We start from the raw sequence: 12,178 nt of genomic DNA on the forward strand, positions 1-12,178 counted from the left end.
GACAGGCGTTGGGGGGCAGGCGTTGGGGGATAGTCATGGAAAGCGACAGGCGGGATTTCCGTGAGACGGCTTCGGCAGCGCTGTTCCTGGCTCTCGGCGCCCTTGTCTGGGGCCTCTGCTCAGCCGCTGCTGCCGCCATCGGGCTCTATATCCGAAACCGGCTGGAAACCGACCATGCCGCCGATATTGTCACGCTTTTCTTCTGCGGCGGCCTTTTAGGCTGGCTGCTGGCCGTCGCGGCTTTGCGCTTCCTTCCGGCCTCCACTGCCCTGCCACTGCGTTTCGCGGCAGCCTGTCTCGCCATCGCTTTCTTCACCCTTGCCGTTGCGGCGGCATTTTTCGCGTTTCAGTACCGTATCTTTTATGCGCAATGGCACGCACCGGCCTTTTCCCGCATCTGGTTTTTTCAGCAGCTCTTCACCTCGCTCGGCGCGGTCTACCAATTCACAATTCTCGGCCTCGGACTGTATTTTCCCTTTGCAGCTCTTCCGCTCTTGGCCGCCGGAGCAATCCTCTGCGGGCGTGCGCGGCAAGCGACATAGCCATGCAGCTTGATAGATTGAGATTACCGGAACACTTTGCTAAACGGGCAGCAAAATTCCTCCACAAAGAAAGTCATTGCCATGATCCCTCGTTACTCCCGGCCGGAAATGGTCGCCATCTGGTCGCCGGAAACAAAGTTCCGCATCTGGTTCGAGATCGAGGCACATGCCTGTGACGCACTGGCCGAACTCGGCGTCATCCCCAAGTCCGCTGCCCAGACCATCTGGGAAAAGGGCGGCAGCGCCACTTTCAACGTCGCCCGCATCGATGAAATCGAAGCCGTGACCAAGCACGACGTCATCGCCTTCCTCACCCATCTTGCCGAATTTGTCGGCCCCGACAGCCGTTTCGTGCATCAGGGCATGACCTCGTCCGACGTGCTGGACACCACGCTCAACATCCAGCTCGTCCGCGCCGCCGATCTGCTGCTCGCCGATATGGACCGGGTGCTCGCGGCTCTGAAAACTCGTGCCTTCGAGCACAAGAACACGGTGCGCATCGGCCGCAGCCACGGCATTCATGCCGAGCCGACCACCATGGGCCTGACCTTTGCGCGCTTCTACGCCGAGATGCACCGTAACCGCGAGCGCCTCGTCAATGCCCGTGCGGAAATCGCCACGGGCGCGATCTCAGGCGCCGTCGGCACTTTCGCCAATATCGACCCGCGCGTCGAGGAACATGTCTGCGCCAAACTCGGCCTCATTCCCGAGCCGGTCTCCACGCAGGTCATCCCGCGGGATCGCCACGCCATGTTCTTCGCCACCCTCGGCGTCATCGCCTCGTCGATTGAAAACGTCGCCATCGAAATCCGCCACATGCAGCGCACCGAGGTTCTCGAAGCGGAAGAGTTCTTCTCTCCCGGCCAGAAGGGTTCCTCCGCCATGCCGCACAAGCGCAACCCGGTTCTGACCGAAAACCTGACCGGCCTTGCCCGCCTGGTCCGCATGTCCGTCGTCCCGGCCATGGAAAACGTTGCCCTCTGGCACGAGCGCGATATCAGCCACTCCTCCGTGGAGCGCGCCATCGGCCCCGACACCACGGTCACCCTCGATTTCGCGCTGAACCGTCTGGCCGGCGTCATCGAGAAGCTGGTGATCTACCCGGACAACATGCTGAAGAACATGAACAAGTTCCGCGGCCTAGTGCATTCGCAGCGCGTTCTGCTTGCCCTGACACAGGCCGGTGTTTCGCGTGAAGACGCCTACCGTCTGGTACAGCGCAACGCCATGAGGGTGTGGGAACAGGGCGCGGATTTCCTCGAGGAACTGCTGGGCGACGAGGAAGTGCGCGCCGCCCTTCCCGAAGAGACCATTCGTGAGAAGTTCGACCTTGGTTACCACACCAAGCATGTCGATACGATCTTCACCCGTGTCTTCGGCAAGGCCTGAGAGAACTCCTTGAAGTTAATGCCGCCGCGGCCTTGATCGCGGCGGCATCACAACACAGATATGGGCGCATGAAAGTTTCAGAAGCAGATATCCTGATCGTCCCCGGTTACACTAATTCCGGCCCCGACCACTGGCAGAGCCGCTGGGAGCGCAAGCTTTCCACCGCCCGCCGTGTCGAGCAGGCCGAATGGTCGAAGCCGGTGAAAGAGGACTGGATCGCCCGGCTGGTGGAAGAGGTCAACGCCTCCACCAGGCCCATCGTCCTGGTCGCCCATTCGCTTGGCGTGCCGACCGTCATCCACGCCCTGCCGGAAATCGGCAAGAAGATTTCGGGCGCGCTTTTTGTCGCCCCGCCCGATGTCGCCAATCCCGATATCCGGCCAAAGCACCTGATGACCTTCGGGCCCTACCCGCGCGATCCACTGCCGTTTCCGGCAATCACCATCGCCAGCAGGAACGACCCCTTCGGCTCCTATGAACATGCTGATGACATCGCCGCCGCCTGGGGTTCGCTGCTGGTCGATGCCGGCATGTCCGGCCACATCAACACTGAGTCCGGCCACGGCCCATGGCCCGAAGGCGGCATGGTGTTCGCCCAGTTCCTGAGCCGGCTGAAGGCAGTCGAGCCCTGAAGGTGGTGGCCATTTGGACCGCCTCCCCTTCAATCGGCCCCGCAAGCCGATTTTCCAGGCGAAGCGGTTTCCCGGGCCTGTCACAAGAATTGAAGGGAAATATGCCAGCCGCATTGTAGAATGCACTCTTTTCCTTTATGGGACCGCTTCAAAGACCAAACGCAACGCCACCAGAATCGGCGTCAACCAAGAGACCCGCCATTATGAACCGTCGCCGCCGTATTTACGAAGGCAAGGCCAAGATCCTCTACGAAGGTCCGGAGCCAGGCACGCTTATCCAGTTCTTCAAGGACGATGCGACAGCCTTCAACAAGAAGAAGCACGAAGTCATCGACGGCAAGGGTGTGCTGAACAACCGCATCTGCGAATATGTCTTCACGCATCTGAACAAGATCGGCATTCCCACCCACTTCATCCGCCGCCTCAACATGCGCGAGCAGCTGATCAAGGAAGTGGAGATGATCCCGCTTGAGATCGTCGTGCGCAATGTTGCCGCCGGCTCGCTCTCCAAGCGCCTCGGCATCGAGGAAGGCGTGGTGCTGCCGCGCTCCATCATCGAGTTCTATTACAAGTCGGATGAGCTGGAAGACCCGATGGTCTCCGAAGAGCACATCACGGCCTTCGGCTGGGCCAACCCCGCCGAGCTTGATGACATCATGGCGCTTGCCATCCGCGTCAACGACTTCCTCTCCGGCCTCTTCCTCGGCGTCGGCATCCAGCTCGTCGATTTCAAGATCGAGTGCGGCCGGCTGTTCGAAGGCGACATGATGCGCATCATTCTGGCCGACGAGATTTCGCCCGATAGCTGCCGCCTGTGGGACATCGAGACCCAGAAAAAGATGGACAAGGACCTGTTCCGCCGCGATATGGGCGGGCTTGTGGAAGCCTATTCCGAAGTGGCGCGCCGTCTCGGCATCATCAATGAAAACGAACCGATCCGCGGCACCGGCCCTGTTCTGGTAAAGTAATATCGGCCCCGTAAAGTTATATTGGCCTCGTAGGGTAAATCAGGAGAAGATCAGGTGATCAAGGCACGGGTGACTGTTACGCTGAAGAACGGCGTTCTCGATCCGCAGGGCAAGGCAATCGAAGGTGCGCTCGGCAGCCTCGGTTTTGGTGGCGTCGACCATGTCCGTCAGGGCAAGGTCTTCGATCTGGAACTGGAAGGCGCCGACAAGGCCAAGGCCGAGACCGACCTGAAGGCAATGTGCGAAAAGCTGCTGGCCAATACGGTCATCGAAAACTACGCCATCAGCATTCTTTAAGCTCCAGGAGCCGCCGCCCATGAAATCCGCTGTCGTCCAACTTCCCGGCCTCAACCGCGACCGCGACATGATCGCGGCTCTGACGAAAATCTCCGGTCAGGCGCCCGTCACCATCTGGCAGACGGAAACGGATATTCCCGATGTCGATCTGATCGTCATCCCCGGCGGCTTCTCCTATGGGGACTATCTGCGCTGCGGCGCGATTGCCGCCCGCATGCCGGTCATGCAGGCCATCCGCGAAAAGGCCGAACAGGGCGTCAAGGTTCTCGGCGTCTGCAACGGCTTCCAGATTCTGGTTGAAGCCGGCATGCTGCCGGGTGCGCTGATGCGTAACGCTTCGCTGAAATTCGTCTGCCGTGAAGTGAAGCTCGAAGTTGCCAATAACGACACCGAATTCACCCGCGCCTACGACAAGGGCCAGATCCTGCGCTGCCCCGTCGCCCATCACGACGGCAACTATTTCCTCGACACGGATGAGCTGAAGTCCGTGGAAGGCAACGGCCAGGTCGTGTTCCGTTATGCTGAGGGCACCAACCCCAACGGCTCGCTGAACGACATTGCCGGCGTCATCAACGCCAAGGGCAATGTTCTCGGCATGATGCCGCATCCCGAAAATCTCATCGAAGCCGCCCATGGCGGCAATGACGGCCGCGGCCTCTTCGCCTCGGCACTCGGCGTCATCGCAGCCTGATAGACCGGGCGGGCTTCAAGCCCGCCTTTTTTGATGCCGGCTTCCGGCTATGTTTCGGCTTCTCTTCTGGATGACCTGATGCCCCGCATTCTTCGACACGATGCCTATAAAGCCACCGGACTGATCCTCGCGGCCGTTGCACTTGCCGCCTGCCAGCCGAAACCACAGCCGGTCGCCTCCGTCTCCCGCGCGGCCTTGCCGACGATGGAACGGATCGCGCTTGGCGCCAATGCCTGCTGGTTCAAATCGGGTGATGCAGCGTTCAAGGCCTATCGCCTCGCGCCGGAACTCAATTCTTTCTCGGGCCGCCCACGCATTCTGCTCGTGCCGCGCAACAGCCCGGAATCCCGCCCCATGCTGGTGATTCAGGCTGAAGGCAACCCGGCAAAGCTCGACGCCTTCGGACCCGTGATGAGCGAGGCCATCTCCGGCCGCATCGCCACCGACGTCAAGCGCTGGGCCAATGGCGGCAAGGGCTGCTGACCGGCGCCAAGTGAAAATCCAATAAAAAAACCCGCCAGCGCCGGTTGGGAATGGCGCGGCGGGCTGCCGAATGGCTTGATGGTGCCGGGGAAAGAAGGCACCGCTCTCCGACAAAAAAATCAAAGCGACCGGGAGGGCCAGACGAGAAGCCGCGATTTTGCGGCCTCGATGAGAGCCTCATCCCGCGTAACGCCGATATCATGCAGAAGATCGTCGGACAGTTCCCGCAAAGCGAGCCGTCCCTGCCGTTTCCGGTGCCAATTGAACATGCCCGCAATCATGCGACCAATAAGCGTGCGGGCGATCTTGGCCGGAAAGGGCGCCGGTGCGACCATGTCGCCGGCATCGCGGAACACGCGTTCCCGTTCGTAGCCATCAGGATAGAGTGTATCCGCTGTCGAAAGGTATTGATCCATCTTGCGCATATTGCACCTATTGTCTCCGTGGGTTTGATCTCACTCAATGCAGACAATAAATACAATTGACTTGCGCACCGATACAATGCATAAATTGTCACCATGACAAATTGGCTTCCTGACATTACCGAGGGCGACGGCCCGATTTACCTTCGCCTTGCGGACAGTATCGAAGGCGCGATTTCGGACGGAACCCTGGAGGCCGGTTCGAAATTGCCACCGCAGCGCAATCTCGCTTACGATCTCGGTGTGACAATCGGTACAATCAGCCGAGCCTATGGCCTCATTCACGAACGCGGCCTCGTCAGCGGCGAAGTCGGCCGCGGCACCTATGTCAACGAACGCAAGACCCCTGCCCCTTTATCGCCCGTGGAACCGCCAGCATCGGCATTCGGCGGCACGCGCTTCGCCATCGACACCAGCGCCGAATTCCGCCTGAACACCACGGCAGCACCGGATGTCGGCCAGGGTGCGCTCGTCAGCAGGCATGTCGAAGCCCTCGCCAGAGAACATCCTTTCGAAATTTCCAGCTACGCCCGCAGCTTTCCCGACAATTGGTGTATGGCGGGCGCTCGCTGGCTCTCCCAGAACGGCTGGTCGCCGAAGCCGGAAAACATCGTCTCGACGCTCGGCGCCCATGCGGGAGTGATGAGCGTGGTAACCGCAATGACGGCGCCGGGTGACCGCATCGTTTTTGAGCCCGTCACCTATTCCCACATCAGCCGCAGCGCCACCCTTGCCGGGCGTCGCGTGACGCTGGTGGAGGCGGATGAAAAAGGTATCGTCCCTGATGATTTCGAACGCATCTGCGCCCAGCAACATCCGAAGATGATCTTCCTGATGTCGGCGGGCCAGAACCCCACCTGCGCCACCCTGCCCGAGGATCGGCGGCGGGCAATCGCCGATATTGCCCGCAGATACGGCGTATGGATCATCGAGGACAATCTCTACGGTGCCATGACCCGCGAAGCGATCCCACTCATTGCGGAATTCGCGCCCGATATCACCTTCGTCGTCGGTGGCCTGTCGAAATCCGTCGCGGCCGGTGTGCGGGGTGGCTGGGTCGCCTGCCCGGCGCAATTTTCATCGAGAATACGAATTTCGCATTCGATGCTGACCGGCGGATTGCCCTTCATGCTGGCCGAACTGAATGCGCGTCTCGTCAATAGCGGCGACGCCCACGACATCCGCAAGGATTGCATCGCCGAGATCAATCAGCGCGAGGCGATCGCCAGACGCATCTTTGCCGGGCTGGAATTCAATTCCCTGCCCGATATCGCCTTCATGTGGCTGAGGCTGCCCGAACCCTGGCTGTCGGGCACCTTCCGCAATGCCGCCATGAAGGAAGGCGTGCTGATCGACGACGAGGACGAGTTCAAGGCCGGCCGCTCGGAAAAGGTATTCCACCGCGTCCGCATCAGTTTTTCCGGACCTTCCACGCGTGAGGAACTGACACATGCCTTCGGCATCCTGCGCAATTTGCTCGACAATGGTTCATCCGGCTATGAAAGCGAGGCATGACGCGGGGTGCGGCCGTTCAGGCGTCGCCCGCAACAGGTGAATAAGGGCAAAAACCGCCCATTAGCCAGCAAACCGGCGCATTTTCCTGTCGCGCCATGGAGCCTCTTGCGCTAAAGAACCGGAAACTTTCCTCGGCTCGAACCGCGTGAGACCTATGTCGATTTCAAACTCCATCAAGATCACCCCGGAACTCGTTGCATCCCACGGGCTGAAGCCCGACGAATACCAGCGTATCCTCGACCTGATCGGACGGGAGCCGAGCTTTACCGAGCTTGGCATCTTCTCGGCCATGTGGAACGAGCACTGCTCCTACAAGTCTTCCAAGAAGTGGCTGAAGACCCTGCCGACAACAGGACCGCGCGTCATCCAGGGCCCCGGTGAAAATGCCGGCGTGGTCGATATCGACGATGGCGACTGCGTCGTCTTCAAGATGGAGAGCCACAACCACCCGTCCTATATAGAGCCCTATCAGGGTGCGGCGACCGGCGTCGGCGGCATTCTGCGCGACGTCTTCACCATGGGCGCCCGCCCGATTGCAGCCATGAATGCACTCCGCTTCGGCGCGCCTGACCACCCGAAGACCCGTCACCTCGTGGCGGGTGTCGTCGCCGGTGTCGGCGGATACGGCAATTCCTTCGGCGTGCCGACTGTCGGTGGCGAAGTGGAATTCGATCCGCGTTATAACGGCAACATCCTCGTCAACGCTTTCGCAGCCGGCCTTGCCAAGTCCAATGCGATCTTCCTCTCGGAAGCCAAGGGCGTCGGCCTGCCGGTGGTCTATCTCGGTGCAAAGACCGGCCGTGACGGCGTCGGTGGCGCAACCATGGCCTCGGCCGAGTTTGACGAGTCGATCGAAGAAAAGCGCCCCACCGTTCAGGTCGGCGACCCCTTCACCGAAAAATGCCTGCTGGAAGCCTGCCTTGAGCTGATGAAGACCGGCGCTGTCATCGCCATTCAGGACATGGGTGCCGCCGGCCTCACCTGCTCGGCTGTCGAAATGGGCGCCAAGGGCGATCTCGGCATCGAACTCGACTTGAACGCCGTACCGGTGCGCGAAGAGCGCATGACGGCTTACGAAATGATGCTGTCGGAAAGCCAGGAGCGCATGCTCATGGTTCTCGAGCCCTCCAAGGAAGAAGTCGCCAAGGCAATCTTCGTTAAATGGGGTCTGGACTTCGCCATCGTCGGCAAGACCACCGACGACCTGCGCTTCCGCGTGCTGCACAATGGCGAAGAAGTGGCCAACCTGCCGATCAAGGAACTCGGCGACGAGGCTCCCGAATATGACCGCCCCTGGACGCCCGCCAAGGTGCCCGCAGCGCTTTCCGAAAACGACGTCCCCGCAGCCGATATTGCCGATGCGCTGGTGTCGCTCGTTGGTTCGGCCAACAATTCCTCGCGCCGCTGGGTCTATGAGCAATATGACACGCTGATCCAGGGCAATTCCCTGCAGCTGCCGGGCGGTGATGCCGGCGTGGTGCGTGTCGAAGGCCATGACAAGAAGGCGCTCGCTTTCTCCTCCGACGTGACCCCGCGTTATGTCGAGGCCGATCCCTTTGAAGGCGGCAAGCAGGCTGTCGCCGAATGCTGGCGCAACATCACCGCCACCGGCGCCCTGCCGCTGGCGGCCACCGACAACCTGAATTTCGGCAATCCGGAAAAGCCTGAAATCATGAGCCAGCTCGTCCATGCCATCAAGGGCATCGGCGAAGCCTGCCGCGTGCTGGAATTCCCGATCGTCTCCGGCAATGTCTCGCTCTACAACGAGACCAATGGCCAGGCGATCCTGCCCACCCCCACCATCGGCGGCGTCGGCCTCCTGAAGGATTGGGGCCGTATGGCGCGCATCCGCTTTGCCGCGGCTGACGAGGTAGTGCTGCTTATCGGCGCGCCTGCCGGCCTCGGCACGCACATTGCCCAGTCGGTTTACATGCGTGACGTTCACGGCCGCACCGATGGCCCGGCGCCGCATGTCGATCTCACTGCCGAGAAGAAGAACGGCGATTTCGTCCGTGGCCTGATCACCGATGGTCTTGCCACCGCCGTTCACGATTGCTCCTCGGGTGGTCTCGCCCTTGCAGTTGCCGAAATGGCGATTTCGTCCGGCATCGGTGCGACGATCGATGCGGTCGAAGGCCATAATCCGGTTCTCACCTTCTATGGCGAAGACCAGGCCCGCTACGTCCTGACGGTCAAGAAGGCTGATCTCGACAAGGTGCAGGCGGCTGCCAAGGCGGCAGGCGTTTCCTGCCCGGCAATCGGCTTTACCGGCGGTTCCGCCGTAAAGCTGGGCACGGCGCGGGCTGTCGAGATTAAAGAATTGCACTTGGCCTATGAATCGTGGTTCCCTCAATTTATGGATGGCGAAACTTTGATCGCCGCAGAATGAATTAAGGAGAAACACCATGCCCATGAAACCCGGCGACATTGAAGACATGATTAAGGCGGGAATTCCCGGGGCAAAGGTCACGATCCGCGATCTGGCCGGTGACGGCGACCACTACGCGGCGGAAGTCGTTGCGGATGCGTTCAAGGGCAAGACCCGCGTGCAGCAGCACCAGATGGTCTATGACGCGCTGAAGGGCAATATGGGTGGTGTTCTGCATGCCCTTGCCCTGCAGACCTCGGCTCCCGAATGATTGTGGCGGTGAAAGCGGTGCCGGCAAGGCAGTCTCACTGTCTCGCCGACGCATAAAGGCCCCGAACTAAATCAAAGGCCCGCGTGACACTCTCGCGCGGGCCTTTTCATATCAGGCAAAATGGGCAAACGATGCTTACAAAGCAGGCGGGCTCTGCGAATCCAGATCGGCAAAGGATGCCGCCGGCAAAGGCCCCGCCGTCAAAAGGGTGAAATCGTAACCGGACTTGCGGTCCGGCCCGAGAACATATTGCCGGTGCATGCGCAGGAAGTTGCGCTTGTTCTTCCTGTAGCGCTCCGGCGAAAGCGAGTGCTTGAAACGGATCGGCACGATCTTCGGCTGCGGGGCATCGCGGTGGCCCGTCAGCGCCACCGTGTTGCAGCGATAGAGATGGATCGGGTCGGTGAGGCACTGGATATCGAACCATGTCACATCAGGGTGACGTGCGATTGCGCCGACGCTCTCGCGAAGCCGTTCCGCGCTCGACAGGAACGCACATTGCAGCGCCGCACCGCCCAGTGTCGCGAAAGACAGCTTCCGTCTATCCAGCGCATCCGGCTTCAGCTCCAGCACGCGGCCGCTGACCGCGAGCGCGAGGCTGGCGCCCATGCTGTGCGACACCACCAGAACCTCATCCGACGGCTGTTCGAGCGCGGCCACAACAAGCGCTGCCCTCTCCTCGATCCAGTCACGGGCGATCGGCTCATCGCGGCCGACCGCGAGCGCGAAGCGCCAGTCCGCATAAAGATGCAGGGTATGAAACCGCTCCGCGAAAGGCAGGAACGCCTTCACGAAAAACAGGGCGGCAGCGGGAAGGCTGACCGCCAGAAGCCAGAGCGGCAAACCTAAAAGCCATGGCGAGAGTGCAATGCCGGCAGCAAGCGCGCCGCCGACAAGCATCAGCAGGAACGGAAAGATGAAAAACAGGCCAAAACGCCAGGCATGGCGGAAATAATGCGCCGCACCGCCCTCACTGACGATGCCCGCCCCGGCCTTGAAGCCCAGCCAGACCTGCCGCCAGACGGACGCATCCCGAAGCTGCGAGATGACATCGTTATGGTCATAGACAAAGATATCCGAGCGTGTCCGCCAGTCGCCCGCCGAGGCCTCCACCGCGAATGCTTCGCCAGCCGGTCTGCTCTCCAGCGGCCCCACCGCATAATTGACGTCCCATGTCTTTCCCGCCAGCGCTGCGGCGCGCTGATAGCGCAGATGATGGGCGGCCGCGTCGAGCGGATCGAAACCGGGGAAATAAAGAACAAGTCGTGACTTGACGGTCGGCATGCATGAACCTTCAGGCTGGAGACACCCGAAAGGATCGCTTGATACAGTGGGCGATGCACGTATAGTAAAAATCGCGACGGAAATGTGATTTATTTATTGGCGAGGGAAATTTGTCTGGCATCGTCGATCAATTGCTAAATGGCGTCGTCAAGGGCGCTCTGGCTGAAGTCCTCACCAAGACCGGCATCCGCAAGACCCGCCGCACGCGCCGGGCGAAAACCACCGGCTCTCTCGCCGGCGGCATCGTCGGTTCCGTTCTGGAGGCCGCGATCAACGCCGCTGTCAAACCCAAGCCGAACAAGAAGCAGGTGAGCAAGAGACGCACCGCCGCCGCGCGCAGCCGACAGAAATATAAATGATGCGTCGTCTCTGCCTACTTCCCACCGTTTTGCTTGTAGTTATTTCTGGACCGCTGCAAGGCACCGCAGAGGTTGAGGACGGCAAAGATATCAAAGTCAGCTTTATCGTGACTCTCGCTGGTGCTGACAGAATATCTGGCACAGCGCTCTGTAAAACCGGCGAAACCTGCCGCCTCGTAGAACACGAAAGTCCAAAATTAACTATCGATCTTAAAGCAGGTCGCTCCTACAGCGAGATCGAAATCCGTTGCAAGGATGACTGCTCGTTCAACAGCGGCCACGAAACCATGATCTTCGAGAACAAACAGGAACTTGATATCTATAACGGCAAATCAGGTCCGATAGTTAAGTCGGTCTGGAGGCGACGGGAGCCGATTGGAAAGATAATGCTCAACTTTTCTGATCCGTCTGGGATGACGCGCTGATAGATAGGGCTTCGCCTGCAATCAGCCATGCCACACAGACGCATTTTTTACGCTTTCCGGGTGGAAATCGCGCCGCGACATGTTATCTAGGAACAAACGGAAAGCAGCGGCCTTGAACCGCATGTGAAAGGAATAGGCCTATGAGCGGCATTAACGACATGATCGACAGCGAAGTGAAGAGCAACGACATCGTTCTTTTCATGAAGGGCACCCCGCAATTTCCGCAGTGCGGTTTTTCCGGCCAGGTGGTACAGATCCTCGATTATCTCGGCGTCGACTACAAGGGCATCAACGTGCTTGCCGATGCCGACATCCGTCAGGGCATCAAGGACTATTCCAACTGGCCGACCATCCCGCAGCTCTACGTTAAGGGCGAATTTGTCGGCGGCTGTGATATCGTAAGAGAGATGTTCCAGTCCGGCGAGTTGCAGAGCCACTTCCAAGAACAGGGTATCAGCGTCCGCGGCGCGGCCTGATTTCGGCCGGTACATCCGGCCCACCCTGATTGTCAGAAATTTATGCCAGGCGTTGC

Annotated in this window: 15 protein-coding genes; 13 read left to right on the forward strand and 2 right to left on the reverse strand. The window is 60.1% G+C overall.

All coding sequences use genetic code 11. The features are described from left to right. Positions 1–35 precede the first annotated feature (35 nt). The 7 genes from CFBP5499_RS08415 (at position 36) to CFBP5499_RS08445 (ending at position 5,002) form a co-directional block, all read left to right on the forward strand. Positions 36–542 carry a hypothetical protein gene (locus tag CFBP5499_RS08415; protein ID WP_080824857.1) on the forward strand — a complete coding sequence of 169 codons (507 nt, stop codon included), beginning with the start codon at positions 36–38 and terminating at the stop codon, positions 540–542. Positions 543–623: 81 nt separating this feature from the next. After that, positions 624–1,931, forward strand: coding sequence for an adenylosuccinate lyase (gene purB / locus CFBP5499_RS08420; RefSeq protein WP_080824856.1), 1,308 nt, complete (start codon positions 624–626; stop codon positions 1,929–1,931). 68 nt (positions 1,932–1,999) lie between these two features. Next, positions 2,000–2,563 carry an alpha/beta hydrolase gene (locus tag CFBP5499_RS08425; RefSeq protein WP_080824855.1) on the forward strand — a complete coding sequence of 188 codons (564 nt, stop codon included), beginning with the start codon at positions 2,000–2,002 and terminating at the stop codon, positions 2,561–2,563. 203 nt (positions 2,564–2,766) lie between these two features. After that, a complete protein-coding gene (gene purC / locus CFBP5499_RS08430) occupies positions 2,767–3,531 on the forward strand; it encodes a phosphoribosylaminoimidazolesuccinocarboxamide synthase (RefSeq protein ID WP_003507919.1) in 765 nt (254 codons plus the stop codon). Between the two features lie 54 nt (positions 3,532–3,585). Beyond that, positions 3,586–3,828: a phosphoribosylformylglycinamidine synthase subunit PurS gene (gene purS / locus CFBP5499_RS08435; RefSeq protein WP_080824854.1), complete on the forward strand. Its 243-nt coding sequence runs from the start codon at positions 3,586–3,588 to the stop codon at positions 3,826–3,828. 19 nt (positions 3,829–3,847) lie between these two features. Further along, entirely contained in the window at positions 3,848–4,519 is a 672-nt protein-coding gene (purQ, locus tag CFBP5499_RS08440) for a phosphoribosylformylglycinamidine synthase subunit PurQ (RefSeq protein WP_080824853.1), read from the forward strand. A gap of 78 nt (positions 4,520–4,597) precedes the next feature. After that, complete coding sequence (locus tag CFBP5499_RS08445) at positions 4,598–5,002, forward strand: hypothetical protein (protein WP_080827289.1); 405 nt, start codon at positions 4,598–4,600, stop codon at positions 5,000–5,002. 119 nt (positions 5,003–5,121) lie between these two features. Here the strand turns inward: CFBP5499_RS08445 and CFBP5499_RS08450 are convergent, their stop codons facing one another. After that, positions 5,122–5,427 carry a DUF1127 domain-containing protein gene (locus CFBP5499_RS08450; protein ID WP_080824852.1) on the reverse strand — a complete coding sequence of 102 codons (306 nt, stop codon included), beginning with the start codon at positions 5,425–5,427 and terminating at the stop codon, positions 5,122–5,124. 93 nt (positions 5,428–5,520) lie between these two features. Between CFBP5499_RS08450 and CFBP5499_RS08455 the strand changes: the two genes are divergently transcribed. The 3 genes from CFBP5499_RS08455 (at position 5,521) to CFBP5499_RS08465 (ending at position 9,578) form a co-directional block, all read left to right on the forward strand. After that, positions 5,521–6,939: a PLP-dependent aminotransferase family protein gene (locus tag CFBP5499_RS08455; protein WP_080824851.1), complete on the forward strand. Its 1,419-nt coding sequence runs from the start codon at positions 5,521–5,523 to the stop codon at positions 6,937–6,939. 154 nt (positions 6,940–7,093) lie between these two features. Continuing rightward, positions 7,094–9,328 (forward strand): phosphoribosylformylglycinamidine synthase subunit PurL, encoded by a 2,235-nt coding sequence (purL, locus tag CFBP5499_RS08460; protein WP_080824850.1) that lies wholly within the window; start codon positions 7,094–7,096, stop codon positions 9,326–9,328. A gap of 16 nt (positions 9,329–9,344) precedes the next feature. Further along, positions 9,345–9,578, forward strand: coding sequence for a BolA family protein (locus tag CFBP5499_RS08465; RefSeq protein WP_003516012.1), 234 nt, complete (start codon positions 9,345–9,347; stop codon positions 9,576–9,578). 135 nt (positions 9,579–9,713) lie between these two features. On the opposite strand, the gene CFBP5499_RS08470 is transcribed toward CFBP5499_RS08465, so the two are convergent. Continuing rightward, the gene (locus CFBP5499_RS08470; protein ID WP_080824849.1) at positions 9,714–10,862 is read right to left on the reverse strand and encodes a hypothetical protein; all 1,149 of its coding nucleotides are present in this window, start codon (positions 10,860–10,862) and stop codon (positions 9,714–9,716) included. A gap of 110 nt (positions 10,863–10,972) precedes the next feature. Between CFBP5499_RS08470 and CFBP5499_RS08475 the strand changes: the two genes are divergently transcribed. The 3 genes from CFBP5499_RS08475 (at position 10,973) to grxD (ending at position 12,122) form a co-directional block, all read left to right on the forward strand. Beyond that, positions 10,973–11,221 (forward strand): hypothetical protein, encoded by a 249-nt coding sequence (locus tag CFBP5499_RS08475; protein ID WP_080824848.1) that lies wholly within the window; start codon positions 10,973–10,975, stop codon positions 11,219–11,221. Beyond that, positions 11,218–11,646 (forward strand): hypothetical protein, encoded by a 429-nt coding sequence (locus CFBP5499_RS08480; RefSeq protein WP_080824847.1) that lies wholly within the window; start codon positions 11,218–11,220, stop codon positions 11,644–11,646. Before CFBP5499_RS08475 ends, CFBP5499_RS08480 begins: the two co-directional genes overlap by 4 nt. A gap of 140 nt (positions 11,647–11,786) precedes the next feature. Beyond that, positions 11,787–12,122, forward strand: coding sequence for a Grx4 family monothiol glutaredoxin (gene grxD, locus CFBP5499_RS08485; protein ID WP_003507904.1), 336 nt, complete (start codon positions 11,787–11,789; stop codon positions 12,120–12,122). Positions 12,123–12,178 lie beyond the last annotated feature (56 nt).

The organism is Agrobacterium tumefaciens, from assembly GCF_005221325.1.
Lineage (GTDB): Bacteria > Pseudomonadota > Alphaproteobacteria > Rhizobiales > Rhizobiaceae > Agrobacterium.

What these genes read in the sequence shown, in the direction of transcription:
- CFBP5499_RS08415 (WP_080824857.1), top strand. Translation starts at nt 36, where the DNA reads ATGGAAAGCGACAGGCGGGATTTCCGTGAGACGGCTTCGGCAGCGCTG.
- purB (WP_080824856.1), top strand. Translation starts at nt 624, where the DNA reads ATGATCCCTCGTTACTCCCGGCCGGAAATGGTCGCCATCTGGTCGCCG.
- CFBP5499_RS08425 (WP_080824855.1), top strand. Translation starts at nt 2,000, where the DNA reads ATGAAAGTTTCAGAAGCAGATATCCTGATCGTCCCCGGTTACACTAAT.
- purC (WP_003507919.1), top strand. Translation starts at nt 2,767, where the DNA reads ATGAACCGTCGCCGCCGTATTTACGAAGGCAAGGCCAAGATCCTCTAC.
- purQ (WP_080824853.1), top strand. Translation starts at nt 3,848, where the DNA reads ATGAAATCCGCTGTCGTCCAACTTCCCGGCCTCAACCGCGACCGCGAC.
- CFBP5499_RS08445 (WP_080827289.1), top strand. Translation starts at nt 4,598, where the DNA reads ATGCCCCGCATTCTTCGACACGATGCCTATAAAGCCACCGGACTGATC.
- CFBP5499_RS08450 (WP_080824852.1), bottom strand. Translation starts at nt 5,427, where the DNA reads ATGCGCAAGATGGATCAATACCTTTCGACAGCGGATACACTCTATCCT.
- CFBP5499_RS08455 (WP_080824851.1), top strand. Translation starts at nt 5,521, where the DNA reads ATGACAAATTGGCTTCCTGACATTACCGAGGGCGACGGCCCGATTTAC.
- purL (WP_080824850.1), top strand. Translation starts at nt 7,094, where the DNA reads ATGTCGATTTCAAACTCCATCAAGATCACCCCGGAACTCGTTGCATCC.
- CFBP5499_RS08465 (WP_003516012.1), top strand. Translation starts at nt 9,345, where the DNA reads ATGCCCATGAAACCCGGCGACATTGAAGACATGATTAAGGCGGGAATT.
- CFBP5499_RS08470 (WP_080824849.1), bottom strand. Translation starts at nt 10,862, where the DNA reads ATGCCGACCGTCAAGTCACGACTTGTTCTTTATTTCCCCGGTTTCGAT.
- CFBP5499_RS08480 (WP_080824847.1), top strand. Translation starts at nt 11,218, where the DNA reads ATGATGCGTCGTCTCTGCCTACTTCCCACCGTTTTGCTTGTAGTTATT.
- grxD (WP_003507904.1), top strand. Translation starts at nt 11,787, where the DNA reads ATGAGCGGCATTAACGACATGATCGACAGCGAAGTGAAGAGCAACGAC.